Source organism: Bacillota bacterium (assembly GCA_030705925.1).
Lineage (GTDB): Bacteria > Bacillota > Clostridia > Oscillospirales > Feifaniaceae > JAUZPM01.
In genome coordinates, this window is sequence record JAUZPM010000012.1 from 16,799 (window position 1) to 41,391 (window position 24,593).

At 42.7% G+C, this 24,593-nt stretch carries 22 protein-coding genes and 1 other annotated feature; of the genes, 9 read left to right on the forward strand and 13 right to left on the reverse strand.

The genetic code is table 11. The features are described 5' to 3' along the window. Window positions 1-9: 9 nt before the first annotated feature. From Q8865_03245 to Q8865_03290, 10 genes are all read right to left on the reverse strand, one after another. On the reverse strand, window positions 10-1,446 hold the full coding sequence (locus Q8865_03245; protein MDP4152446.1) for an NAD(P)/FAD-dependent oxidoreductase: 1,437 nt from the start codon (window positions 1,444-1,446) through the stop codon (window positions 10-12). 300 nt (window positions 1,447-1,746) lie between these two features. Next, a complete protein-coding gene (locus Q8865_03250) occupies window positions 1,747-2,637 on the reverse strand; it encodes a sugar phosphate isomerase/epimerase (GenBank protein MDP4152447.1) in 891 nt (296 codons plus the stop codon). A 74-nt stretch (window positions 2,638-2,711) separates the two neighbouring features. Then, a complete protein-coding gene (locus Q8865_03255) occupies window positions 2,712-4,106 on the reverse strand; it encodes an ABC transporter substrate-binding protein (protein ID MDP4152448.1) in 1,395 nt (464 codons plus the stop codon). Between the two features lie 58 nt (window positions 4,107-4,164). Beyond that, window positions 4,165-5,037, reverse strand: coding sequence for a carbohydrate ABC transporter permease (locus Q8865_03260; protein MDP4152449.1), 873 nt, complete (start codon window positions 5,035-5,037; stop codon window positions 4,165-4,167). Continuing rightward, entirely contained in the window at window positions 5,034-5,993 is a 960-nt protein-coding gene (locus Q8865_03265; GenBank protein MDP4152450.1) for a sugar ABC transporter permease, read from the reverse strand. The genes Q8865_03260 and Q8865_03265 overlap by 4 nt, the downstream gene beginning before the upstream one ends. Before the next feature lie 55 nt (window positions 5,994-6,048). After that, on the reverse strand, window positions 6,049-6,855 hold the full coding sequence (locus Q8865_03270; protein ID MDP4152451.1) for an HAD-IIA family hydrolase: 807 nt from the start codon (window positions 6,853-6,855) through the stop codon (window positions 6,049-6,051). An 11-nt stretch (window positions 6,856-6,866) separates the two neighbouring features. Then, window positions 6,867-8,141: a sn-glycerol-1-phosphate dehydrogenase gene (locus tag Q8865_03275; GenBank protein ID MDP4152452.1), complete on the reverse strand. Its 1,275-nt coding sequence runs from the start codon at window positions 8,139-8,141 to the stop codon at window positions 6,867-6,869. A gap of 473 nt (window positions 8,142-8,614) precedes the next feature. Further along, window positions 8,615-10,282 (reverse strand): trypsin-like peptidase domain-containing protein, encoded by a 1,668-nt coding sequence (locus Q8865_03280; protein ID MDP4152453.1) that lies wholly within the window; start codon window positions 10,280-10,282, stop codon window positions 8,615-8,617. Window position 10,283: 1 nt separating this feature from the next. Next, window positions 10,284-11,726, reverse strand: a complete 1,443-nt coding sequence (locus tag Q8865_03285; protein ID MDP4152454.1) for an ATP-binding protein — start codon at window positions 11,724-11,726, stop codon at window positions 10,284-10,286. 2 nt (window positions 11,727-11,728) lie between these two features. Next, entirely contained in the window at window positions 11,729-12,421 is a 693-nt protein-coding gene (locus Q8865_03290; GenBank protein ID MDP4152455.1) for a response regulator transcription factor, read from the reverse strand. A gap of 170 nt (window positions 12,422-12,591) precedes the next feature. Here Q8865_03290 and ychF point away from each other — a divergent pair, with 170 nt between their 5' ends. From ychF to Q8865_03335, 9 genes are all read left to right on the forward strand, one after another. Next, complete coding sequence (ychF, locus tag Q8865_03295) at window positions 12,592-13,686, forward strand: redox-regulated ATPase YchF (protein ID MDP4152456.1); 1,095 nt, start codon at window positions 12,592-12,594, stop codon at window positions 13,684-13,686. Between the two features lie 10 nt (window positions 13,687-13,696). Then, a complete protein-coding gene (locus Q8865_03300) occupies window positions 13,697-14,422 on the forward strand; it encodes a heparan-alpha-glucosaminide N-acetyltransferase (protein ID MDP4152457.1) in 726 nt (241 codons plus the stop codon). Window positions 14,423-14,435: 13 nt separating this feature from the next. Beyond that, the gene (locus Q8865_03305; protein ID MDP4152458.1) at window positions 14,436-15,164 is read left to right on the forward strand and encodes a glycosyltransferase family 2 protein; all 729 of its coding nucleotides are present in this window, start codon (window positions 14,436-14,438) and stop codon (window positions 15,162-15,164) included. Then, window positions 15,161-16,792 (forward strand): glucosyltransferase domain-containing protein, encoded by a 1,632-nt coding sequence (locus tag Q8865_03310; protein ID MDP4152459.1) that lies wholly within the window; start codon window positions 15,161-15,163, stop codon window positions 16,790-16,792. Before Q8865_03305 ends, Q8865_03310 begins: the two co-directional genes overlap by 4 nt. 7 nt (window positions 16,793-16,799) lie before the next feature. Beyond that, window positions 16,800-18,263: a nicotinate phosphoribosyltransferase gene (locus Q8865_03315; GenBank protein MDP4152460.1), complete on the forward strand. Its 1,464-nt coding sequence runs from the start codon at window positions 16,800-16,802 to the stop codon at window positions 18,261-18,263. Between the two features lie 40 nt (window positions 18,264-18,303). Next, window positions 18,304-19,038, forward strand: a complete 735-nt coding sequence (locus tag Q8865_03320; GenBank protein MDP4152461.1) for a DUF554 domain-containing protein — start codon at window positions 18,304-18,306, stop codon at window positions 19,036-19,038. Continuing rightward, on the forward strand, window positions 19,035-19,532 hold the full coding sequence (locus Q8865_03325) for an SLOG family protein (protein MDP4152462.1): 498 nt from the start codon (window positions 19,035-19,037) through the stop codon (window positions 19,530-19,532). Before Q8865_03320 ends, Q8865_03325 begins: the two co-directional genes overlap by 4 nt. Window positions 19,533-19,587: 55 nt before the next feature. Then, window positions 19,588-19,832 (forward strand) — a binding site (T-box leader). A gap of 65 nt (window positions 19,833-19,897) precedes the next feature. Continuing rightward, on the forward strand, window positions 19,898-21,559 hold the full coding sequence (gene leuA, locus Q8865_03330) for a 2-isopropylmalate synthase (protein ID MDP4152463.1): 1,662 nt from the start codon (window positions 19,898-19,900) through the stop codon (window positions 21,557-21,559). A 74-nt stretch (window positions 21,560-21,633) separates the two neighbouring features. After that, a complete protein-coding gene (locus Q8865_03335) occupies window positions 21,634-21,888 on the forward strand; it encodes a sporulation transcriptional regulator SpoIIID (GenBank protein MDP4152464.1) in 255 nt (84 codons plus the stop codon). A 116-nt stretch (window positions 21,889-22,004) separates the two neighbouring features. Here Q8865_03335 and Q8865_03340 read toward each other — a convergent pair whose 3' ends face one another. From Q8865_03340 to Q8865_03350, 3 genes are all read right to left on the reverse strand, one after another. Next, complete coding sequence (locus Q8865_03340; protein MDP4152465.1) at window positions 22,005-23,048, reverse strand: DUF4179 domain-containing protein; 1,044 nt, start codon at window positions 23,046-23,048, stop codon at window positions 22,005-22,007. Continuing rightward, entirely contained in the window at window positions 23,041-23,532 is a 492-nt protein-coding gene (locus Q8865_03345) for a sigma-70 family RNA polymerase sigma factor (GenBank protein ID MDP4152466.1), read from the reverse strand. Before Q8865_03345 ends, Q8865_03340 begins: the two co-directional genes overlap by 8 nt. Window positions 23,533-23,710: 178 nt before the next feature. Beyond that, a partial coding sequence (locus tag Q8865_03350) for an EAL domain-containing protein (protein MDP4152467.1) occupies window positions 23,711-24,593 on the reverse strand: 883 nt, incomplete at its 5' end.

The window sequence follows — 24,593 nt, forward strand, 5'->3', positions numbered from 1 at the left end:
CTATCCCCCCTATTTGGATCGACCCGTGAGAATCCACGAATCTTTACCTTTTTTTGTGATCTTATCCTGCGTTACACCCAGTTCACGTGCAAGTATGTCGACGACCGAAGGTCCGCAGAAACCGCCCTGACAGCGTCCCATGCCTGCTCTAGTGCGCCTTTTAACGCCGTCCAGCGTTCTTGCTCCCACATTTCTGTGAATCACATCAACGATTTCCGCCTCGCTGACCTTCTCACAGCGGCATATTATTTTTGCATAAAGCGGATTTTCAGCACATGCTGCTTTAAGCTTTGCCTCGTTCATGTTAACAAACCGTTTGACAGGACGGCGAATAGGATTGAACTCGGAATTTTTAGACAGTTTAAGTCCCTGTGCCCTCAGGATTTTAACGGCATATTCAGCAATTGCAGGTGCCGCGGAAAGACCTGGCGATTCTATTCCCGCAACATTTATGAAATGTGAATGGACATGTGAAGCCTCGATTATGAAATCCCCTTTTGGAACCAGAGTTGCCCGAAGCCCGGCAAAGGATGTGATCACATCCCGAAAATTCAGATCAGGCAAAATACGCTTTGTCTGTTCCAGGACATGTCCTATCCCCTCAGAAGTCGTCGCCTTGCTTTCTTTATCGTCAACATCCTCAGCGGTAGGTCCCACCAGAAGGTTGTGTTCAACAGTGGGTGTTACAAGAATGCCCTTGCTGAGAGCGTTCGGAAGCTGGAAGATCGTGTGTTTTACAAGTGTTCCTGCCGATTTGTCCATGAGCATGTATTCGCCCCGTCTGGCACGGATATGAAACGAATTATCACCGATCATTGACGCTATGCTGTCAGCATATACTCCTGCGGCATTTACAATATATCTGCACTCAATAGTTCCTTTTTCAGTTGATATACTGAATATACCCTTTGAATAATCGATAGCTTCAACAGCTGTTCCAAGCATGACCGTAGTGCCGTTGTCCGCCGCATTTTCGCTTGCCGCAATCGCAAGCTCATAAGGACCTACTATAGCAGAAGTTTTTGCATAAAGCGCAGCATACACTTCTTTTGAAAGATTTGGTTCTAAGGCTCTTGCTTCCAAACCTGATATTATTGATAACCGTTCGATGCCGTTTTCTATTCCTCTTTCATACAGCGCCTTGAGCTTTGGGTAAAGCTCTTCCTCAAGACACAGAACAAGCGCCCCGTTGTTTTTATATTCTACGTCAAGCTCTTTTGCAACCTGTTCCATCATCATGCTGCCCTCGCGATTGAGTATCGCTTTCAGCGTGTGAGGTTCAGCGTCGAACCCGGCATGGACAATTGCAGAATTTGCAGCTGTAGTGCCCATCGCAACGTCGTCTTCCTTCTCGATCAAGCAGATAGATACGTTGTACCTTGACAGTGCTCTTGCAGTCAAAGCGCCGACTACCCCTGCACCTATGATTGCAACATCATATACCATACAAAACCTCCTAATAATTTTTCTGTCGCATCTAGTTGCGTCATTATTGAAGTTTCACAGGATTACTTAAAATAGCATTAACCCTGTATTGTCTGGTTTGAGCATTTCCATTATTATTTTCTCTAAAGTCTATAAACAAATGCAAAAAGAGCCGTGACAAAAAGCAGCACAAACGTGATGATTTTTGCTACGGCTCTAATTCTCTCGCCATATATTAAGTTCACTATTATTATATACACAATTTTAAAATGTGTCAACCCATATTCGCAAATTCCAGTATTAACAATTCATCCCACTAAATTATTTATCGGCAAGCGACAGACAATACATGCCGATATCATAAGAAAACTTAGCGGCTTCATCCTTCAATACGTCAGGCATCCTGTCGTTAAGCCCGTGGATCTCATATGTAAAGTCTCCCTCATAACCAATCTGTTTTAAAACCGGCATGATCTTTTCCCAGTTTACTGTTCCGAAAAAGGGCGGCAAGTGAGCGTCGTGATTTGCCCTGTTGTCATCAACATGTGTAGCTTTCAGGCGTTTTCCTATACTCAGCAGTGAAGCGCACTGGTCGTTATACATAAGGTTGCCGTGACCGAAATCCCAGCATATCTGAACGTCTTTATCGTTAAACGAATCCACAAGATCTATCAGTTCTTCCGTTGTCGCGGTATATCTGCGCTTCATTTTTTGAGGTGAAAATTCAGCCATGTTCTCTATGGCAATGCCCACATTATGCTTCTTTGCAAATTCAATAACAGATGAATAAAATTCATGATTCGTCTTTTTGCTCTGTGCATTATCGTGCTGATTATTGACTACATCGGTAATAGCATGCAAGATCGCCCATTTTACACCCAGTATACTGCTTGCAATTATCGAACGCTCTGTCAGCGTCATAAACTGCTCCATTGTAACTATTTCTCTTCCGTTAGGATAAAAGCAATAGATGGGCAGGTGCGATTGGGTAAACTCCATTCCAAGGCTGTCGCTCTCCTCACGCAGGCGCAGGATATAATCTTTCCAGTTTTCCTCATTCAAAACATTATAGATTTCGAGAACCGGGCAGAAATTAGCGTCCATGACTCTGAAACCGGCTTTGTGGCAGCGGTGCAAGCATTCGATATACGGTGTATATTCTTCGCTAAATCTTTTCATTCCGAAAAGATTGGTTGATGTTGATAAACGCATTTTTTATGACCCTCTCACTCAAAAATTTTCAAAAGCAGAGCCGGACAGAAAGATTCCATCCGGCTCTAATCTGATTATTTCTCAGGATTTGATTTTGCGTAATCCGAAAGTAAGGTATTGCACTTTTCGGTTATATTTTTAATTGTTGTGTCTATATCCTGTTTGCCCTCAGAAAGGCTTACGATATTATCTATTTCAGCTGCTTTAAAATCATCATAGGACGGAACCCAAGGCTCCTGCATATATTCATAGCCCTTAGAATCACTCAAAATATTCAGAGGAATCTGTGATTTAGGATCAGAAGAAAGGAAATCTTTAAGTGCCTGATTATTATAAGCATCATTGTTAAGGGGATAATATCCCGTCTTAATGAACCAGTTAGCGCAAACATCAGGAGTGGTCAGGTATTTTTCGAACTCCCAAGCGGCATCAAGAGTCTTTTCGTTTCCGCGGTTAAGAAGGAATATTGCAGAGCCGCCGATAGCTGTTCCGGGGTTGCTCTCTGCATTTACGCGTGGAAATTTCGCGATACCTATGTCGATCTTCTTTGAAGGATCAGATGCGTTAGTGACCTGATTCTTCTCAAGAGTTCTAAGCTGAACCATAGATTCTGTATACATTGCAGTGCCCTTTGCCTCAAAGCTTGTGCGTGGGCTTGTATCCATACAGTCAAGGGCACCGGTGTCGATGACCTTTTTCCATTCTGTCAAGAAGGTCTTCATTGTCCCTTCAGTGTCAAATATGACTTTTGTAGGAAGTCCGGCACGGCCGTCTTCTTTTTCAGTCTGGAAAGTCTTTGTCTTCTGCATAGGTATCCAAGAGGATAACTGATAGATGCCCGGCTGTGTGGAAATACCATAGCGTGTGATCTTCGCTCCGTCTTTTTTCATAAGCTTTTTTGCATAATCAGCCAAATCCGCTATAGTAACAGGTGGTTTTTCTGGATCAAGTCCTGCCTCTTTGAACATATCCTTGTTATAGTATAGAACGATAGATGAGTTTGAAAGCGGAAGACCAAGCAGTTTGCCCTTGTAAGTAACTGCCTGAAGAGCATTTTTATTGAGTTTGCTCATATCGATGCTCTTATCTTTTGCTATCATGTCATCAGCCCATACAACGTCTGGCGATTGCTTAATATCAAACGCACCGTTTGAATTCAAATGGATGATATCAGGATAGTCGCTTTTAATTCCAGCCTGAAGCGCAGCCTTCATTTTTGTTGAAGTGTCTGTATAGCTGCCCTGAGCTATAACCTGAACATTGATGTTCTTCTCTTTTCCGACAGTATTGTTGAAATCTGCGGCAATGCTGTTTAAAACATCAAGTGTTGCTCCGGACAAAGCTGTCCACATAGTAACTGTGGTAACCCCGCCGGTTGTAGTGGTCGCGCCTTCATCCTTGCTTCCGCATGCGGTAAACAGTGTTACTATCAGCGCGGTTGCAAGAACAAGTGAAATGATTTTTTTCATAACCAACAGCCTCCATTCAAAGATTTAATTTTTATTATGCTCATTATTGTTAACATAATCAGCCTGTAACAGATCCCGCCGTGATACCGCGAACAAGATTCCTCTGGAAGAACAGGAATATGAATATTGACGGTATTAGAATTATAGCAATACCCGCGAAAACAGGCGCCTTGCTCGGATTTTCAGGGAATGACAGCATAGTTATTCCGACCTGAACCGTTCTCATCATCGGCTTATCTGTGACAAGCAGAGGCCATAGATAAGCGTTCCATAAACCAACAAATGAAGAAATACCGAGTGAGGTGATAACCGGTTTGGATACTGGAACGCATATCTGCGTGTAAAACCTGAAGCTTCCGCACCCGTCGATCATTGAAGCTTCACGCAGCGAACCGCTGATCGTCATGAAGTTTTGGCGGAACATGAAAATATGTGTCGCGGAAACAAAATATACGATCATTATTCCCATATAGGTATTACGCAGATGCATATGTGTAACAGTAAGATAATTTGAAATAAGAAGCGCATCACCAGGTATCATCATAGTTCCAAGCACTGCAAAAAATAAAAATTTCTTGCCTGCATAATCAAAAAACGAGAATGAAAACGCGGCCATCGTTCCGATTATCAGACGTATGAGTGTTCCAATGCCGGCAATGATAAGTGAGTTGAGCATAAAACGCGGAATGTATGAATGGAACAAAACTGTATTGAAGTTTTCAAGGTAGGCGAATGACTGTGGAAGTATGGTCGGCGGATACTGGTCAAAGACAGCGTCGTTTTTAAAGCCGCCCATAAATGCATAAAAAATTGGGAATACGATTATGCATCCGATTGCGAGATTGATTAAAGAAGAGATGTACGAACGAAAACCCTTTTGCTTTGCTTCGGCATAGTAATTTGCTTTTTTCCTAAGTTTTTCAGAACTCATCCGTAAAACACCCCTTTCTTTTCATATGCGAAGTTGAAGAAAACGAAAATAAAGGTGAGTAAGAACGCAAGTATGCTCACCGTTGCGCCGAGAGCATAGTTTGAGCTCTGGAAACCTGAAGAATAGATATAATAAATAAGCGAAGTTGTGGTCTTGTTAGGTCCGCCGCTTGTAAGAATAAGCATCGGAGACGAAACCATAAGTGAACCGATAGTGCAGGTGCAGAATACAAAGAACAGCGTTGGAGATATTATAGGAAGCGTCACATGCCAGACCTTCTGAAAAGCGTTTGCACCTGCAAGATCAGCATTTTCGAGAAGATCATTCGGAACGCCCCTTACGGCAGCAAGCAGCAGCATATAATGGAAACCGACCCCCGCCCATACGGCAAGGAATACAAGAGAAGGCAATGCATATGTCTTGTTTGCAAGCCAGTTGATATCTGTTTTATTTGACATAATACCAAGCATGTTCAGCCAGTAATTCACAAGACCTACTTTCGGATTATACAGCTGTTTAAATATCAGCGCAGCGGCAGACATTGACACAGCCATAGGCATTGCATACATAGTCTCATAAACGCTGGAAAAAAGCCTCTTTCTGTTTGCAAGCAAAGCAAGACAAAGCGGAACAACCACCGCAAATGGCAGCTCCATTGCCGCATACTTCAATGTAACGATTAAAGCGTTTATGAAGTCCTTACTTTTAAAGACATTTAAATAGTTTTCAAAACCGATAAATTCTCTGATGTTTCCCCTGACGTCAACTCGGCTTAACGAATACGCAATTGTTTTTACAAACGGGTAGTATGAAAACATGATTATAAAAACAAATACAGGCAAAAGGAAAAGATACGGCTCGAGAACTTTGTGAAGCGGCTTCGGTTTTTTGCGAGGAATCGGCTTTCCGCTCGGACCGATTATCATTTTCCCACGCCCGCGTACTGCTGTTGTCATTAAAAACCCTCCTTACCTCAAAATATTTATAAAATTATTCTCTCACTCTAAATACTTACAGGATAGGCACCATATCCCCTACCCCGCCGAATACAAAGCTGGCTTTAAACTTGTTCTGCTCATTGTATTCTTTTTCTGAAGTTTCTCCGGATAAAACAAGAATCGAAGAAATCCCGGCATTGGCCCCGATTGCAATATCGGTGTATAATCTGTCTCCTACCATTGCGATCTCTTCTCTTTTTACTCCGTACTTGTCAATAACACTGTCGACCATCCCCTTTGTCGGCTTTCCTATCACAAGCGGAGCAACACCTGTTGCGGCTTTGAACATTTCTATCATTGCGCCGGTGTCCGGCATGAATTTATCACCGGGCAGCGGACAGTTGAAATCCGGATGAGTTGCAACGAAGGGAACCCCTTCCCTTAAATAATCACAGGCAACCCAAATCTTTTCATAAGTGAGTGTCTGGTCAAAACCAAGAACTACGAAATCCGGCTTGCCGCCTCTGCCTTTAACAAGTTTAATACCCTCTTTTTCAAATGACTCTTCAAGGTCAGGCGTTCCAAGCAGATAAACAGAGGGATTTTTCTTTTGCCTTTTTAAATAAATAATAGTTGCATCGCCTGAAGTGAAAACATCCTCCGTTGTAGCCTTTATCCCAAGACGGTTAAGTTTTTCAACATAAGTTTTCTTGTTTCTCGATGAGTTATTTGTCAAAAATATGTATTTTTTCCCTTGCTTTTTAACCTGATTTAAAAACTCCATTGCTCCGGGAAGCAACTCGTCTCCGAGATAGATGGTTCCATCCATATCAAGCATAAAAAATCTAAGAGTTGAAAATTTATTTAAATCGTTTGTCATGGTTAACTTCCTTATCCGTTATATTTATATGAAAAATTAGCAATAAGATCAGACATACGCAGCACCGTAAGCCTGCGTCTTACATATCTGCCGTAAACTATACCTTTCTCAACAAGATCGTCTTCGACATGGGCCTCAAATGGCTCTGTCGCCGCATGAGCTGACTTAAGAATAGCCTTGATTTCATTCGATGACGGCAGATCGAGAAGTATCTTTCTCACTTCAGGCCACACTGCTTTTAGTCTCTCAGTGTCGACCTCATCAAGCGGATCAGGGGTGTTTTCATGTATAATACCAGCTGCAAGCGCGTCACCGAAAGCTTTTTTTATATCAGCGACCTGAAACGGCTTTGATGCTGTAACGATCGTTTCAAGCTGCGCGATCCTGTGGTAGTAGTCGGCAACGATTCCTTCGGCTATTCCGACCTTTTTGCCGTGAAGCTCCTCTTTGATTCCGTCACGTAAGAACATCATCTCCCAGAAATGAGAGATATGGTGTTCCGCGGCAGATGCGGGTCTGGAATTTCCGGCAAGCTGCATAGCAACTCCTGAAATAACCAGTGCTTCCATCAGTGATCCCGCCGCCTCAGGCTCATTTGTTGAAACCTTGTCGGCGAGATCTTTGCATTTATTTACGGCTTTGACAGTAAGATCAGCAATTGCATTACAGTAATATTCGCCTGTTACTAGGTTTGCGATCTTCCAGTCTGCAAGAGAGGTATATTTCCCCATAATATCGGCAAAACCGGCAGCCTTAAGTCTGATAGGCGATCTTCCCAAAATATCACAGTCTGCAAATATGCCTACTGGCGATTTGCCCGGATGCGTGTTTTTAAATCCGTTTTCAGTGATTGCTGAAACAGTTGATGCAAACCCATCCATTGATGGAGCGGTAGCGAATATGGCATAATCAATGCCCTTCTTGAACGCGGTCAGACGGCTCATGTCATTGATCGATCCTGTTCCTACCGCAAGGATAGCCCCGGCGTCAGCAGATTCTACCATAATCTGCTCCTGCGCTTCACTCGTAGCATTATGCATATCATCATAAAGCGTCATAGAGATTTTGAATCCGGCTTTTTCAAGTGAAGGGATCAGCCCGTTAGATGCGGAGAGAGTATTCTCATCAGCCACAACGTGAAGTCTGTCAGGAAAACCGAGTTCTCTTAGCATATTGCCCATGTTATGTACAGCTCCGCTGTAGATCTCCACTTTCTTTAGCGATACGGTGTGTTCCCTTCCACAGGGACATCCCTTTAAATCGGTTAATAGTGCTTGCAGATCCATTTGATTCTTCCTTCCATTTGCATAAAAAATGCGTATTACGCCAAAAAAGAGATTCCCTAATAGACGTCATAGATGGCGAACTACTCACAAAACTCAGAAATCTCTTTGCGGTTAAATTCAATTATATATTCATATGTCAAATAAGGTCAACAAATTGTTATAACTATGTAAAATGAAAATTTACCATAAAACTTGTACAAAAGTTTTTGTATCGATTTGTCATAATGATAATATAAATTCGCACTAAAATCAAGAGTTTATTAATATTTTTTTAATTATATTGTGCACTATGCCCAATTAATCTATTTATATCGCTAATTATATGCCAAATTATTGTGTAAAAATGGCAAGTAACGTTTTATGCAATATTAATAAACGTATTAAAAAATTGTCCAGAATCATCCCAATATGGAAAAAAAATAAGGGACATTATATTGTCCCTTATTCTTTGTGTTTAGCTATGTTACTATGTTCTATTGTGCTTTCGTCGGCTTAGCTTCGCTTAACAAAATATCAACGTTATAGCTTTTTCCTGCTCTATATACTTTAAGCGTAACCTTATCGCCAGCTTTTAATTTATCCTTTTCGGTATTGAGTTCTTCAATAGATTTAATCTCTTTTCCGTTTATAGCGGTAATAATATCACCGTTTCTGATACCTTTTGTATATGCATCAGATGTCGGATCAACCTGCATTACGTAGACTCCGAGAGGCATGTTGAAGTATTGCATCGACTCATCAACGGTCTGACCGCTGATGCCAATAAGAGGTCTGCCTGTAATATAACCGTTTTTGATAAGTTCATCAACTACCGGTTTTGCAAAATTAATCGGGATTGCGAATCCAAGGCCCTCATAAGACGACTGTGTTATTTTAACGGTGTTTATTCCTATAACCTGACCTGCCGGATTAACCAGAGGTCCGCCGCTGTTTCCAGGATTGATAGATGCATCTGTCTGAATAAGTTCAACCACTCGCCCATTTAAAGAAATTTCTCTTTTATCACCGGAAATAACGCCCTCAGTCACAGAGCTGAATAGTTCCATTCCCATAGGATTACCGATTGCCATTGCTGCCTGTCCTACTTCTATCTTATCAGAATCTCCAAATTCAGCTGGCTTTAGGTCTTTCGCGTCGACTTTGATAACCGCAAGGTCTGTCTGAGTATCCTGTCCGATAATTTGAGCTGGATATTCCTTTTTGTTAAAATCAACTACTTTTATATTCTGTGCATTTTCAATAACATGCGCGTTAGTTATTATATATCCTTCTGCAGTCATAACGATGCCTGAACCTGAGCTTTGTGTTCCCACTCCCTGGTCAGTGCTGGTGCAAAGAACTCCAACAACCGATGGACGAACTTTTTTAGCAATGTCAACGCTGTTCAAACTGCTTCCGCTTGAGGAGGTACCTGTCGGAGCATTCTCGTTGATACTAAGCGAAGGACCGTTTGAATTTTTTGCATTCTTGTTTGAATCGCTTGCAGCCGTCCCCGGTGTCTTAGCTGTTGGCAGTTTGTTGCCTCTTACCGAAGCAATTATTGCTGTAACGCTGACAGCAAGCAGGCATAATGCGATAAATATACCTATTGCAATAGAAAATATTGCAAGACCGCTTTTCTTCTTTTTAGGTGGAATATTTGCCTGGTTATATGAATTTGCGGGATTATATGAATAGGTATATCTTGGCATACCCTGAAAGTCGTTCGGCGTTTCCCCGTTCCCGCCGGTTTGAGCATTATTAGTGCCGCCATTTACTGAACTATAATTGTAATTGCTGTTCTGATTTACTCCGTTTACGTTTTCATTATTCTGTTTTTCACCTTCCACCGCATTGTCAGCTGCGTTAAATGGTGCCCCACCGTAGTTCAGGCTGTTGCTTACGGGGGTATTGTAATTCATGTTGATGCCGTTTATCGGTTCGCCATTGTTAGTCACTCTGCTCGCATTGTCGACGTTAGCATCAACATTCTGAGCAGGACTCTCAACCGATTCAGGCGTTTTGGCGCCACCTGTTTTTTCCTCTGAAGGATTATTGCCTGTGCCGTCCGTAACTGTGTAGTCCCCCGTGTCCATCACTTTGTTTTCGTCGGGACGGTCAGCTTCGTTTTCTTTTTCGTTATTATCAAACTCGTTATACATATTAATTTCCTCCTTTTTCATTTTGAGCAGAAAGCGGAAGTGTAAAAACAAATTCGCAGTATTCATTCTCAGTTGAATTGACCGTAATTGTTCCTCCCTGCTTTTCTATTATCGTCTTTGTAATGTAAAGTCCAAGTCCGATACCCTTTGAATCCAGCCCACGCGATTTATCTGATTTGAAAAATCGGTCAAACACAAACGGCAGATCCGCCGCACTTATGCCAATCCCTGTATTGCGTACGGAAATGCGCGCAAGTTTATCGGTTTTATCAATCGAAATGGTAAGCATACCGCTCTGGTATGAAAATTTCACAGCATTATCAATTAGATTATATATTACCCTGTGAGTGGCATCTATATCCGCGTAAACCCGCACTTCTTCTTCAGGCATATTGATTTTAAGCTTCATATCCTTAGAAACGACGCGGTTTTCAAAGTTAATAAGAACCCGTCTTATACTTTCACATATATCGTAATCTTCCAAGTTGAACTTTTCGTTGTCCGATTCAAGTTCTGAGACATCAAGCAAAGTTCTGGTAAGCCGGGCTAGTCGTTTTGTTTCATCCGAAACGATAGTGAGGTAATAGCCATACTGTTCCTGCGGTATCGTTCCGTCAATCATCCCATCGATAAATCCAGAAATACTTGTCATAGGCGTTCTTAAATCATGAGAAACATTTTGCAGGAAGCTTTTGCGCATACCCTCCAGATGGGCAAGCGAGTCTGCCATATGGTTGAACGCGCCGGCAAGCTCTGATATTTCATCGTTACCGGTCACGGAAATTCGAGTGTCAAAGTTTCCTTTTGCATAGCTTTTTGCAGCTCTGCTCATCTCGTTAAGGGGCTTCACAAGCTGTCTTGTAAGCATAAACATGAGTAAAAATGTAAGCATCAGTGCTACAAGCGACGCCACGAAAAAGATTTTCATAAGCGCTGTAATAAGTTCCGAATATCCGCCGGCGGATGTCGAAATAAATATTGCGCCCACGCTTTGCCCCTGTAAATTCTGAATTGGCACGCCCATCGAAAATCTTCTTGAATTATATAAAGAGTCAAGCGTTCCGACTTCGCGATATTGCTCTGAGTTTGTTATCTTATCCATTATGCCCTGTCCTATATGGGCATTGTAACGCAGGATATTGACATCTGTCGAATAAACAGCAGTGCCCGTTGCGTCAACTATTGTGATAACGGCATCTGAAGCCTTTGCCAAAAGGTCGATCGAGGAATAGTAAAGAGGCTGCATGTTTTTAGTAATCTGGTCAGTATATAATGCCTGTGCCAGACCGCTTGTGATCTGTAGATTTGAAGTCATTGTGTTTTGTTTTTCAGCTATTACATAGCGCTGTGTGAACACCAACAATAAACACCCTAAGAAAAGATAACTTGCAAGGATTATTACCATAGATGTTACAACATATTTGGTAAACAAGCGTTTAAACATTTTTACTCGAGCACCTCAAATTTATAGCCGACGCCCCAAACAGTTTTAAGTTCCCATTTTTTAGAGACTCCCTCAAGTTTTTCACGAAGCCTCTTAATATGAACGTCGACAGTCCGTGAATCCCCGAAATAATCAAATCCCCAAACCTCGTCTAACAGCTGGTTACGGGTGTAAACCTTGTTAGGGTTGCTGGCGAGATGATACAAAAGCTCCATTTCCTTTGGCGGCGTGTCGATTGTTTTCCCCGCGACCTTCAGCTCATAATTCGTAAGGTTGATATCAAGATTTTCATATATCACCTCTTTTATCTCATTTTCCTTCTTTTCATTGTTAGTGCGGCGCATAACAGCTTTGATTCGTGCAACAGCTTCCTTTGTATCAAAAGGTTTCGAGATATAATCGTCGGCACCAAGCTCAAGTCCGAGCACTTTGTCGAATGTGTCACCCTTTGCTGATATCATAATAATAGGAACCTGAGAAGTTTTCCTTATTTCCTTGCACACCTGCCATCCGTCAAGCTTTGGCATCATTATGTCAAGCAGCACAAGATCAATTTTATTCTGCTTGAACAGATCCACAGCTTCCTGTCCATCATTGGCTATAATAACAGAGTACCCTTCTTTTACGAGATAGATACGCAAAAGTTCGCATATATTCTTATCATCATCGCAAACAAGGATTTTATAACTCTCCATTTAATTTCGCCCCCTTTATTTATCTTAAAAACTGTTGCCCTGACATTTAAATTGTTTTATAATTTTAAAAGATATCGAGGGTTAACGGTTTTTCTATTTCAATTATTATATATTATTTTTTCGAAATCGTTAACAAAATATAAATTTTTGTAAAACATAAGGAGATATGTATGAAACTTGGAATAGTCGGCCTCCCAAACGTCGGTAAGAGCACACTTTTTAACGCAATAACAAATGCAGGAGCGGAATCTGCTAATTATCCTTTCTGTACAATAGAGCCGAATGTCGGTGTCGTTACAGTTCCGGATGAAAGGCTTGATGTCCTTTCAAAAATGTACAATCCCGCCAAAGTCACTCCGGCTATAATCGAGTTTGTCGATATTGCGGGGCTTGTTAAGGGCGCTTCCAGGGGCGAGGGTCTTGGAAACAAGTTTTTGTCCCATATCCGAGAGGTTGACGCGATCGTTCATGTCGTCCGCTGTTTTGAGGACGGCAATATAACGCACGTTGACGGAAGCATCGACCCGCTACGCGATATGGAAACAATAAATCTTGAGCTTATCTTTGCCGATATCGAAATGCTTGAGCGCAGGATCGACCGCACGAAAAAAGCGCTGAAAGGTGACAAAAAGCTTGAAATAGAGCTCGAGTTATATGAACGCGTTCACGCCGCGCTGATGAATTCCCTTCCGGCGCGCAGCGTTGAATATACCAAAGAAGAAAAGGATATAATGAATCAGGTATCTCTTCTGACATCAAAACCAGTGGTATATGCCGCTAATATGAGTGAAGAGGACTTCAGAAACAACATAGATAATAACAAGCATTATCTCGCGCTAAAAGCGCAGGCTGAAAAAGAGGGAGCTGAGGTGCTTCCCATCTGCGCTCAGATAGAAGAGGAGATAAGTGAACTTGGCGATGAGGATAAGGCGCTTTTTCTCGCCGACTTAAACTTAAAACAGTCGGGTCTTGATCGTATGGTGCGTGTCTGCTATTCTCTGCTGGGGCTTATAAGCTATCTAACAGCTGGTGAAAAAGAAGTGCGCGCGTGGACTGTGGAAAAAGGAATGAAAGCGCCGCAGGCCGCAGGAAAGATACACTCAGATTTTGAGCGTGGATTTATCCGTGCCGAGATCGTAGCTTATAAAGATCTTATCGAATGCGGCTCAATCGCAGCTGCTAAGGAAAAAGGTCTTTATCGAAGCGAAGGCAAAGATTATATTATTGAGGACGGAGATGTAGTACTGTTCAGATTCAACGTCTAAAGGAGGCCGCATGAAAAGCGGAGTTAAACGCATAGAACTTCTGGATATTGCCCGAGGCACAGCCCTTATTTTAATGATGGTTCACCACGGCATGTATGATCTTATCGCATTCTATGGATTTAACTTCCCTATTTTAAATACACTTTTCTTTTTTGTCCTGCAATTCATATTTTCAGGTCTTTTCATCTTTATTTCAGGCTCAACGTCATTTTTTTCACACAGCAATTTCAGGAGAGGGATATATTGTCTTGCTGCTGGTCTCGTTGTAACGGCTGCATCTCTTATCGCAGATCCGTACGAACCGATTTATTTCGGTATTTTGCAGATGATCGGTACATCAATAATTATTTTCGCGCTTCTTGAGAAACTTCGGATTAACATCACTGGTAAATATTCCTTTTTTGTGTGGACAAGCCTGTTCTTTTTGAGTTATTATATATACAGAAATGCTCCTTTTGTTGATAGTCCTTATCTTTTTATCTTCGGGTTAACTACAATAACGTTTACAGCCGCGGATTATTTCCCGCTCTTCCCTTACGTCTTTCTGTTTTTTGCAGGTGCTTCCGCAGGACGAATATTTGTGCGTGGCGAGATGCCCCGCTGGTTTTATTCGTCCAAACCCGTCCCGGTGGTAAGCTTTTTTGGCAAGCATTCGATTTGGGTATATCTTCTGCATCAGCCTGTACTACTTATCTTATTTTCTCTAATTTTCAGACACCCATTCTGGCTTAAGTAAAGGAAGTGACGTCATGCTCTCTCTTGTTATCCCGATGTATAACGAGGAAAAACGTATCGCGGATACTATAGAAAAATGCATAGAAAAGAGCCGCGAGGTAAAAGGCGGCCTTGAAATAATCATAGTAAACGACGGAAGCACCGATCAAAGCCTTTCGGTTGCACAGAAATATTCAGGATTCAACACAACGGTTTTGTCCTATAACAAGAATCAGGGCAAGGGGCAAGCCGTTAAAACAGGCGTTCTTGCCGCCAAAGGCGATTTAATAGCCTATACCGACGCCGACCTTGCTTATGGGCTTGGCATGCTGTCTGATGCCTTAGAACTCTATTATAAATCAAAAGCGGATATCGTCATCGGCAACAGACATATCCACCCGGAATCCCTAAAAAAATACACGCCAATACGCCGGGCTGCTTCACTAACTTTTTCTTTTATGCTCCGCCGCGTTCTTGGTTTAGGTTTTGATGACTCACAGTGCGGTTTCAAACTATTTTCTGCTGAAGCTGCAAAAAAGATATTCAGTGAAGTGACCGTCAAGGGTTACGCATTTGATTTTGAAGTCCTAATGATAGCCGAAAGGATGGGCTATAAGATCGAGGAGATCGCGGCTGTAATACTTAACCACGGTACTTCAAGCGTTCATGTGGTACGTGATTCCTATCGTATCCTGCGCGATGCCGCGTCAGTTCGCCGCTCAGTCGAGCGAAGATTTCCCGCAAAAGGTGGATCTGACATATGACCAGAAAGAACATAAAAAATCCTTACATACCACTGTTTCTGCTCTCTTTTTCGATGGTCGTGCTCCGTTATGTCTATTTCGGATTTACATATTATCCACAGCTTGACGATTATATCCAATACCACAATTACGCCTCTTTCAACAGTTCTTTTTTCGAGCTTGCACATAAATTGGGGCTTTTTGCCGCACGTCCTATTTCCGGAAGTCTTGATTATCTTTTATGGTCTCATTTTTGGGGAAAACTTATTATAGCTGTCACAATCCTGTCCGTATTGTATGCGATAAGCGGACTTATTTTTTATCATATTTTTTATAAAAAACTGCACCTGACAATTGTATTTTTAGTGTTCTACTGCCTGTTCCCGCTCAATATCGAAGGCACTTACTGGGTATCTGCTTCGTCTAGGGTGGTGGGTGGTCTGTTTTTCGCCGCGCTGTCGGCATTTTACTTTGATAGATACTCTGAGAGAATAACAACTAAAAACATACTACTTGTCATGCTGTTTCAGCTGATCTCGTTCGGCTTTTACGAGCAGACTATGCCGCTTACTGCGGTTTTGTTCTTTGTTCTCTCGCTCTATTCTTCCAAAAAGCTCAAAACACTAATAACCGGCGTGTTAGCAACTGTTTTGAACGCCGGGATATATTTCGGTTTTACGATGTTTTTCAAAAACAGCAGCCTGTACGATGGAAAACTCACTTATGCTTTTCCCGTAAACAGGTATTATTTCGAAGATCTGTTCCCACGGCTGCTGGATCAGCTTAGATCGGTTTTTATAAGCGCGCCTGTCGCTTTATACACCACCGGCTTTAAACGCGGAATGGACATTCTAATTAAAAAGCCGAACACACTATTTTTGCTTGGTCTTATCTCGCTCTGCATAATTGTATATATAATGTCAGTACGATCTGGTCATCAAAAAAATCACACTCGTATCCATTCTGTTGCACTTTTGTGCGGAATTTTTATTGCCGCGCTGCCGCTTCTCGTTTTCTTTATCGCCGCAGAGCCTTGGGTATCTCTGCGGGGCGCGGTTATGAGCTTTCCCGGTCTTGCTATAACTGCTTCGGCTTTGGTTTCACTCGTCTCCCCGCTTTTCAAAAAGCATGGCGGCATTTTCACTGCATGTGTTTGCACAGCCCTCTGTTTCATATTTACAGTTGCCGGAGTCAGCGAGGTTTCTGATTACAAAGACACATTCTCAAACGACAACAAAGTAGTTAACGCTATAACTGGCGAGCTTAAAAAGTACGGCGAGGATCAGAATGCCGTAATACTTAACGTCCGCCCTTCTTACCTTAAAGAACAGAATTATTCTTACCATGAACATATACACGGAGTGACCGAAAGCGACTGGGCGCTGACAGGCGCAGTTCAGGCAGCGGCGAATAAGCCTGATGTGCCGTTCATTACGCCAATCGCTCCCAATGCGCCAATATATGAACCATATGATAAATTTGGAGAGTATAACCTCTCATATATACTTACAGATGACTTCAAACTGATACGGCTTGAGAAAAAAATCCAGTCTGACGGAACCGTTTCATTCTATAATAACGGCAGACTTACTGCAAAAATTACGGAAGACAACAACGGCAAACGCGTACTGGTTAAAGTAAAGGACTGATAGGGAAATGAACAACAACACAACACAGAATTACACAATGCTGTGCGATTTTTATGAGCTTACAATGGGAAATGGCTATTTTCAGAGCAACATAGGCAATAAGATCGTATACTTTGACGTATTCTTCAGGGACATCCCAGACGGCGGCGGCTTTGCAATCGCCTGCGGGCTTGAACAGGTCATCGATTACCTTGAAAACCTCAAATTCGATGACGAAGATATCGAATACCTTAAAAGCAAGAATACCTTCAGTGAAGATTTCTTAAATTACCTCAAAAACTTCAATTTCGAATGTGACGTTTATGCAGTGCCTGAGGGCACGCCTATTTTTCCGGGTGAGCCGATACTTACAGTACGTGGTCCTGCCATACAGGCTCAGCTTGTCGAAACCTTCCTGCTTTTGACCCTTAACCATCAAAGCCTTATCGCAACAAAGGCAAGTCGTATTGTTCGCGCCGCAAAAGGCAGAGCTGTCAGCGAATTCGGCTCACGCCGGTCACAGGGGCCTAGCGCCGCAATTCTTGGTGCACGCGCGGCTTATATCGCTGGATGCAGCGGCACGGCGTGCACAATAACCGATCGTCTTTACGGAGTGCCCGCTTCCGGCACGATGGCGCACTCTTGGGTTCAGATGTTTGACAGCGAGCTTGAGGCGTTCAAGGCTTACGCAAGACTTTACCCCTCAAATACGATACTGCTTGTCGACACCTATAACGTCTTAAAGAGCGGCATTCCAAACGCAATTAAAGCATTCAACGAAGTCATCCTGCCACTGGGGCTTCGTCCTAAGGGCATCAGGATAGACTCAGGTGATATAACATATCTTTCACGCCGTGCCCGCAAAATGCTGGACGAGGCAGGATTCAATGATTGTCTTATTTTTGCCTCCAACTCGCTTGACGAATACATCATCCGCGACACGCTGGAACAGGGCGCATATATCGACGCGTTCGGCGTAGGCGAGCGCCTTGTCACATCAAAAAGCGATCCGGTTTTCGGCGGAGTGTACAAGCTTGCCGCAGTCGAAAATGACAAGGGTGAAATCATCCCCAAAATTAAGATCAGCGAAAATGTGACCAAGATCACAAATCCGCATTATAAAAAGCCCTACCGCCTCTTTGAACGGGACACCAACAAGGCAATTGCCGACCTTATCTGTGTTTACGACGAGGTTGTCGACGATACTAAGCCGCTTGAAATATTCGACCCGGACTATACATGGAAGCGTAAGACCTTAATGGACTTTTACGCTGTCCCCCTTCACAAACAGATATTTGAAAAGGGAAAGCTTGTTTACAAACAGCCAAATATTGAGGAGATCAGGAATTACTGTCTTTCCGAAATAGACAAGCTGTGGGATGAAGTGCTGCGTTTTGACAATCCACACCGCTTTTATGTCGACCTGTCCGAAAAGCTCTGGGACATAAAACAGCAGCTTTTAAAGCAGTTTGGCCAGAATACTCAAAAATAATACCGCATACATTATATATTTGCGAGGAAACGGGGAACAAATGCACGGAATAGGTACAATTGTAAACGCGGGGGCTATAATAGCATGCTCGCTTTTGGGGCTTACGGTCAAAAAGGGTCTTCCGGAAAAAATGAAGACCTCGCTTATAGACGCAATGGGGATAGCTGTCGCCTTCATCGGCATTTCCGGAACGCTTTCCGCCAGCTTTCACGCGCAAGCATCCGGGGTGATCTCATCCGGCGGCATACTGCTTCTTATTTTATCACTTGTGATAGGAACAGTGATCGGCGAGCTTTTAAAACTTGACATTTTGTTCGAAAGAGTAGGAAACGCTCTCGGAGCAAGGCTCTCACGGGGAAGCGGAACCAATTTTTCATACGGATTCGTAAACGCCACCATCATCTTCTGCGTCGGGGCAATGGCAATCGTGGGCTCGATACAGGACGGGCTTGCCGGAGATCCAACGACCCTCTATGCAAAATCCGTGCTAGACGGCATAATGTCCTTCATCCTCGCCTCTGCATATGGCGCTGGAGTTATGCTCTCAGCCGTAGCTGTATTTCTTTATCAGGGCGCTATTACGGTATGTGCCGTGTTTTTCAAGCAGTTTGCAACAGATGCGCTCATGTCCCAGACCTCGATGGTAGGCTCAGCTCTGATATTCTGTATCGGTATCAATATGCTCGGAATCAAAAAAATTAACGTTGCGAACATGCTTCCGGCGGCTTTCATTCCAATGATTTATGCTATGATAAGAGGACTTCTTAAAATATGAGCCGAGAAACAGCCTGTGCTTTCACGGGACACCGTCCCGACAAATTCAAATTCGGGTACGACTTTGACAGCCCGTTATGCTATGAGATACGTGATCGAATACATAGTGCAATAGAATATGAAATTTTGAACGGCATAACTCATTTTATAACAGGTATGGCGCTTGGTGTCGACATGTGGGCGGCAGCCGAGGTGCTGACGCTTCGCCGTGAATATCCGCAGATAACGCTCGAAGCCGCCATTCCCTGCCCCTCTCAGGCAGACAAATGGTCAAAACATATGCGTACAGAATATCAAAGCATACTTGAGCGATGCGACAAAAAGACGGTAATAAGCCCCGTTTATATGCCCGGCGTCATGCAGATGCGAAACCGTTATATGGTTGATAACTCATCCGTGCTCATTGCAGTTTACAATGGCACGTCCGGCGGAACTCAGAACACCATAGCCTATGCGCTTTCAAAAGACCTGCGTGTCGTCGAAATTTCATGTTAAAAAAAGATTGACAATGATGTTAAGTTATGTTAAAGTTAGAATACTAATCAAATATTTAAACACTTTGAAGAGGAATAGTAGGCATTCATTGCAGACTTAAGAGAGCTGTTGGTTGGTGTGAAACAGTGTCTAAGCGAGCGCTGAACTCACCTCGGAGTGGCTCACTGAACAAAGTAGGCGCAGTCGGATGCCGTCCGTTATTTCGGCTGGGTATCGGTTTTTATGACCCGTACCTTAAAGTGTGTTCCTTTTGGAACAAACAAGAGTGGTACCGCGGAAGTTACGTCTTTCGTCTCTTATGAGGCGAAGGGCGTTTTTTTATTGCAATTAATTATATTTACATATTGAAAACGGAGGTAATACGTATGAAAAACTACACAAGATACACACAGTATATGCCCATCAGACTTGCCGACCGCACGTGGCCTGATAAGCAGATCGAAAAGGCGCCCATTTGGTGCAGCGTCGATCTCCGTGACGGCAATCAGGCGCTTGAGGTTCCTATGAATCTTGAACAAAAGGTTGATTTTTTCAAATTTCTTGTCAAAATGGGTTTTAAAGAAATTGAAGTCGGCTTTCCCGCCGCTTCTGACACTGAATATATTTTTACCCGTACTCTTATCGAACAAAACCTGATCCCCGACGATGTCACCATACAGGTATTGACGCAGTCGCGTGAGCATATCATCCGCAAAACCTTTGAGGCATTAAACGGCGTAAAACATGCGATCGTCCATCTTTACAACTCAACCTCTACACTTCAGCGTGATGTCGTATTTTGCAAGGATAAACCCGAAATCACAGCCCTTGCGGTATCCGGAGCAAAACTTATTCGTGAGCTTGCAGAAGAATACGGCAGCGAGCGGTTCGTTTTTGAATACTCCCCCGAAAGTTTCACCGGCACTGAGCCGGACTATGCAGCCGAAATATGCAACGCAGTCATAGACGTCTGGAAGCCGACGGCAGATAAAAAAGTCATAATCAACCTGCCCTCAACCGTTGAAATGGGAACACCAAACATCTATGCGGATATGATCGAATATATGTGCCGCAATATCAAAAACCGTGAGAACGTTCTGATCTCGCTCCATGCTCATAACGACCGCGGCTGTGCGGTTGCGGCATCTGAGCTCGGCATTCTCGCCGGCGCTGATCGTGTCGAGGGCACGCTTTTTGGAAACGGCGAGCGCACAGGAAATGCCGACATCATGAATATCGCAATGAATATGTACACTCAGGGAATCGACCCGTGCCTTGACTTCTCCCACATTGACAACGCTGTCGAAATATACGAAAAATCTACCAATATGAGCGTTCACCCACGCCATCCGTATGCAGGTTCGCTTGTTTTCACCGCTTTTTCCGGCTCGCATCAGGATGCGATAAACAAGGGCATGAACAAAATGAAAGAGCATCCCGACCGATGGGAAGTCCCCTATCTTCCGATCGATCCTGTGGACGTTGGCAGGAATTACGACCCGATCATCAGAATAAACAGCCAGTCCGGCAAGGGCGGAGTTGCATATATTCTCGAACACAGCTACGGTCTCCATGTGCCTAAAATCATGCAGCAGCATTTTAGTTCAATCGTCACCCGCGTTTCCGACAGTCAGAACAAAGAGCTGCTTCCGGAAGAGATATATCATCTGTTTGAAAATGAATATATCAATCTTTCAAACCCGATAGGCTTTGAAAGCTACGCTGAGGGTGAAACCGAGGGCGACGACAGTACAGTCAATGCAGTTATAACCGTAAACGGTGAAAAGAAAAACATCAGCGGCTGCGGCAACGGTATTCTGAGCGCATTCTGCAAAGCGCTGATGAACGAGTTCGGCATTACATTTGAGGTCACAAACTACAGCGAACATTCTCTCGAATACGGCTCAAAATCCAGAGCTATTACCTATATGCATATCTCGGGTGCTGACGGTTCTTCTTTTTACGGTGCCGGCGTTTCGGGCAGCATAAGCAAATCTTCCATCAAAGCTGTCGTCAGCGCGGTAAATAAAATGATGCAGACAAAATAATCTTAACACACAGAATATTATAACCCCCTCCCCGCATATATTGTGGTAAGACACGTAAAGAGGAGGGGGTTTGTTTGAAGTTATCGCTTGACAGACGGGCAGTGGAGCTTGGCCTTTATATCGTTGAGCACGGCGCGACGGTGAGGCAGGCGGCGCAGGTTTTTGACGTTTCCAAAAGCACCGTCCACAAGGACGTCACCGACAGGCTGTTTTACATAAACCGCGCATTGTATACGCAGGTTCAAAAGGTCCTTAACGTGAACAAAAATGAACGGCACATACGTGGTGGTATAGCCACAAAAAATAAGTATCTGAAAAAGAAAATATAAAATAGGCAAACCTACAAAAGCAAAAGAGACACCATAAAAAGCAAGCTTAACGCCAAAAAACGCCTCATTCCCAATAAACTTTTTGGGAATGAGGCGTTTGCTTGTGTGTAATAATATTATTCGGCTTGCTCAAGAGGGAATGTAACTCTCCAGTTCCCCCACGTTAACATATCTGAAGTATTGAAATCCCCATAAAGTGTATAGTTTTTGATCTCTTCTCGCGGAATATCGAACACATATTCACAGTAGTCGATTCTGCCCTGCTCTTCATATTTGTTCGCAAAGTATATATTACAATTACAGTTTACAGTATTGCCATTGACATCCTTCAAATAGAAAGAACCATGATTGTCTTTTTTCAAGCGATCGCCAAGTCCCATTTGTATATGAAGCATACCCCCAATATAGCCTATGTCAGTCACGCCAATATCATCCACAGGCGATCCGTAAATTGCTTCTGACGGTTTAAGAACAGTTGCTTTGCCTTTATTCGTATACCTTTCATAATCTTTTCCTCCGCCTCCCATTGCGTTTACATTTTTGGTGTCTTCTGCAGCTGTAACCGACGAAAGATCTATCGGAATCCTGACATCACTGTAATTCTTCTTATGACTTAAAAACTTTTTTACGGAAAAAGTGATTTTATCGCCCGCTATCTTTTTGTTTTTCCATTCAGTAATTGAAATCAAAAAGGTCGCGGTTTTTGTTTTTTCATCGTAATTAACAAACTGACATGAAGCTGAACTGTCAAACGGGCGGTTTATGGAGTAGCTGTCGAATAAATCCGTAGTATCGTCAATGCGGTCCTTTGATAAATCCTGCATTGTTATATAAATTTCGGCTACATTTCCGTGGATATAAGCAGATAACACTTCCATTTTAATACCATTGTCCTCATCAGATTTCTGTACTGGCGCAAAAAGCTGGGCTATTCCAGGCGAAACCGTATAAATAAGTTTATAGATCGGTTCTACCTTTGCCGCAAGCGCCGGGACAGTCAGAGACATGCATATGCAAACTGCTATGACGGCCGCCACCGGTCTATAAAAGAATGAAATCTTTCTTTTGCTGCTAATATGTGCTGATTTCAAAACGCCGCACAACAATTCATCGCCCGGATGAACTTGATCAATCATATGTTTATATTTTTCTTTAAACATCGAAATCCTCCTTTAACATATTTTTAAGCAATGCTCTCGCACGGGTGAGCTGTGTTCTCACCGCAGAATTTTTTCGGTTTAATGCTTGACTGATTTCAGCAAGCGACATATCTTCATAGTAAAACAGGTGTATAACCTCACGGTATTTTTTCGGCAATTGCCGCAATTCATTATTAAGGTTTATGTCGTCTTTTGTTTCAAAAGGAATGGTTTCTGTCAAAGGTTCGGTTTTTCTTTTCCATGCAGAATTCCATAACTTAATAGAACAGTTTATCGTAACCCTGATAAGCCACGCTTTGCGATGCTCTTCATTTTCAAATACTGGCTGCTTTTTAATATACCGCATGAAAACTTCCTGGAATACTTCGTCGGCATCACTTTTCGTTCCTGTGCGAGCGAAAGCAAGACGGTAAACCATATCGGCATAAAACTTTATAACATTATCTGCGCAATCATCCTTAAGTAATGATTGTGATTTCAACATTCAAATCCTCCCTTCACTACAAACACCCCTGAGGTAAGGAAAATGCTACATAAATATTTAAATAATTTATTTATCACAAAGTTTTCAATGTGAAGATCATTAAGCAATAAATAAAAAAAGTGCAGTTTTGACAACTGGGTTTAAGTTATCAACACTACACTATTGTATATTATAATTTTTATTCAGCCAAATCAAGAATATTGCCGTGCGATCTTATAAAAGGAAACACTTCCTCATATGCCATCGGCTTGCCGAATAGGAAGCCCTGACCCATCGTACAATTCATGCGTTTTAATTCTTCAAATTGCATACGAGTTTCAATACCTTCGGCTATGACCTTCATATTGAATGTATCTGCAATCTCAATCATTTTTTTGACTATAATGTTGCTTCGTATATCCTCTATCTCGTCAATAAGCGATTTATCAAATTTAAGGGTATCTACATTCAATTTCATCACCGCAAGCAGGTTTGAATAGCCCTTTCCGAAATCGTCAAGCATAAGTCTTATTCCAAGCTCGCTTAGTGCAGTGATAACATCCTTTGCCCTGGAAAACGATTCAATGAAAGCAGTTTCAGTTAGTTCTACCATCAAAGAATTTGTAAATATCTTATATCGTTTAAGCAGTTTTTCAATTTCAGGTATAAACTCCTGATTCATGAACGAAATCGGTGAAACGTTTACAGATATGCCTGTTCTGATACCCATATCCTGAAAAACCGCAAGCATCTTGCACGCGCCTGCCATCGCGCTCTTATCAACTTCCCAAATGACATTGTTGTCTTCCGCAATTTTTATGAATTCTTCAGGGGCGATATAGTCGTTCCCGTCTACGACCCGGCACAGAGCCTCGAAAGCGACAAGCTCGCCCGTCTGAATGTTAAAATATGGCTGATAGTGCAGTTCAAAACTGTTGTTTTTAATTGTTTTCTTTAAAACATCAAGAACATGTGCTTTCCTATCTATTTCAGCCAGGTTATCCTGTTTAAATTCAAAGTATGTGTTCTTACCGAGTTTTTTTGCTGTATAAAGTGCAGTAGTCACAAGGTCAAGCACGCCC

What these genes read in the sequence shown, in the direction of transcription:
- Q8865_03285 (MDP4152454.1), bottom strand. Translation starts at nt 11,726, where the DNA reads ATGTTTAAACGCTTGTTTACCAAATATGTTGTAACATCTATGGTAATA.
- Q8865_03250 (MDP4152447.1), bottom strand. Translation starts at nt 2,637, where the DNA reads ATGCGTTTATCAACATCAACCAATCTTTTCGGAATGAAAAGATTTAGC.
- Q8865_03260 (MDP4152449.1), bottom strand. Translation starts at nt 5,037, where the DNA reads ATGAGTTCTGAAAAACTTAGGAAAAAAGCAAATTACTATGCCGAAGCA.
- Q8865_03245 (MDP4152446.1), bottom strand. Translation starts at nt 1,446, where the DNA reads ATGGTATATGATGTTGCAATCATAGGTGCAGGGGTAGTCGGCGCTTTG.
- Q8865_03320 (MDP4152461.1), top strand. Translation starts at nt 18,304, where the DNA reads ATGCACGGAATAGGTACAATTGTAAACGCGGGGGCTATAATAGCATGC.
- Q8865_03305 (MDP4152458.1), top strand. Translation starts at nt 14,436, where the DNA reads ATGCTCTCTCTTGTTATCCCGATGTATAACGAGGAAAAACGTATCGCG.
- Q8865_03345 (MDP4152466.1), bottom strand. Translation starts at nt 23,532, where the DNA reads ATGTTGAAATCACAATCATTACTTAAGGATGATTGCGCAGATAATGTT.
- Q8865_03300 (MDP4152457.1), top strand. Translation starts at nt 13,697, where the DNA reads ATGAAAAGCGGAGTTAAACGCATAGAACTTCTGGATATTGCCCGAGGC.
- Q8865_03255 (MDP4152448.1), bottom strand. Translation starts at nt 4,106, where the DNA reads ATGAAAAAAATCATTTCACTTGTTCTTGCAACCGCGCTGATAGTAACA.
- Q8865_03310 (MDP4152459.1), top strand. Translation starts at nt 15,161, where the DNA reads ATGACCAGAAAGAACATAAAAAATCCTTACATACCACTGTTTCTGCTC.
- Q8865_03280 (MDP4152453.1), bottom strand. Translation starts at nt 10,282, where the DNA reads ATGTATAACGAGTTTGATAATAACGAAAAAGAAAACGAAGCTGACCGT.
- Q8865_03340 (MDP4152465.1), bottom strand. Translation starts at nt 23,048, where the DNA reads ATGTTTAAAGAAAAATATAAACATATGATTGATCAAGTTCATCCGGGC.
- leuA (MDP4152463.1), top strand. Translation starts at nt 19,898, where the DNA reads ATGAAAAACTACACAAGATACACACAGTATATGCCCATCAGACTTGCC.
- Q8865_03265 (MDP4152450.1), bottom strand. Translation starts at nt 5,993, where the DNA reads ATGACAACAGCAGTACGCGGGCGTGGGAAAATGATAATCGGTCCGAGC.
- Q8865_03290 (MDP4152455.1), bottom strand. Translation starts at nt 12,421, where the DNA reads ATGGAGAGTTATAAAATCCTTGTTTGCGATGATGATAAGAATATATGC.
- Q8865_03325 (MDP4152462.1), top strand. Translation starts at nt 19,035, where the DNA reads ATGAGCCGAGAAACAGCCTGTGCTTTCACGGGACACCGTCCCGACAAA.
- ychF (MDP4152456.1), top strand. Translation starts at nt 12,592, where the DNA reads ATGAAACTTGGAATAGTCGGCCTCCCAAACGTCGGTAAGAGCACACTT.
- Q8865_03275 (MDP4152452.1), bottom strand. Translation starts at nt 8,141, where the DNA reads ATGGATCTGCAAGCACTATTAACCGATTTAAAGGGATGTCCCTGTGGA.
- Q8865_03315 (MDP4152460.1), top strand. Translation starts at nt 16,800, where the DNA reads ATGAACAACAACACAACACAGAATTACACAATGCTGTGCGATTTTTAT.
- Q8865_03270 (MDP4152451.1), bottom strand. Translation starts at nt 6,855, where the DNA reads ATGACAAACGATTTAAATAAATTTTCAACTCTTAGATTTTTTATGCTT.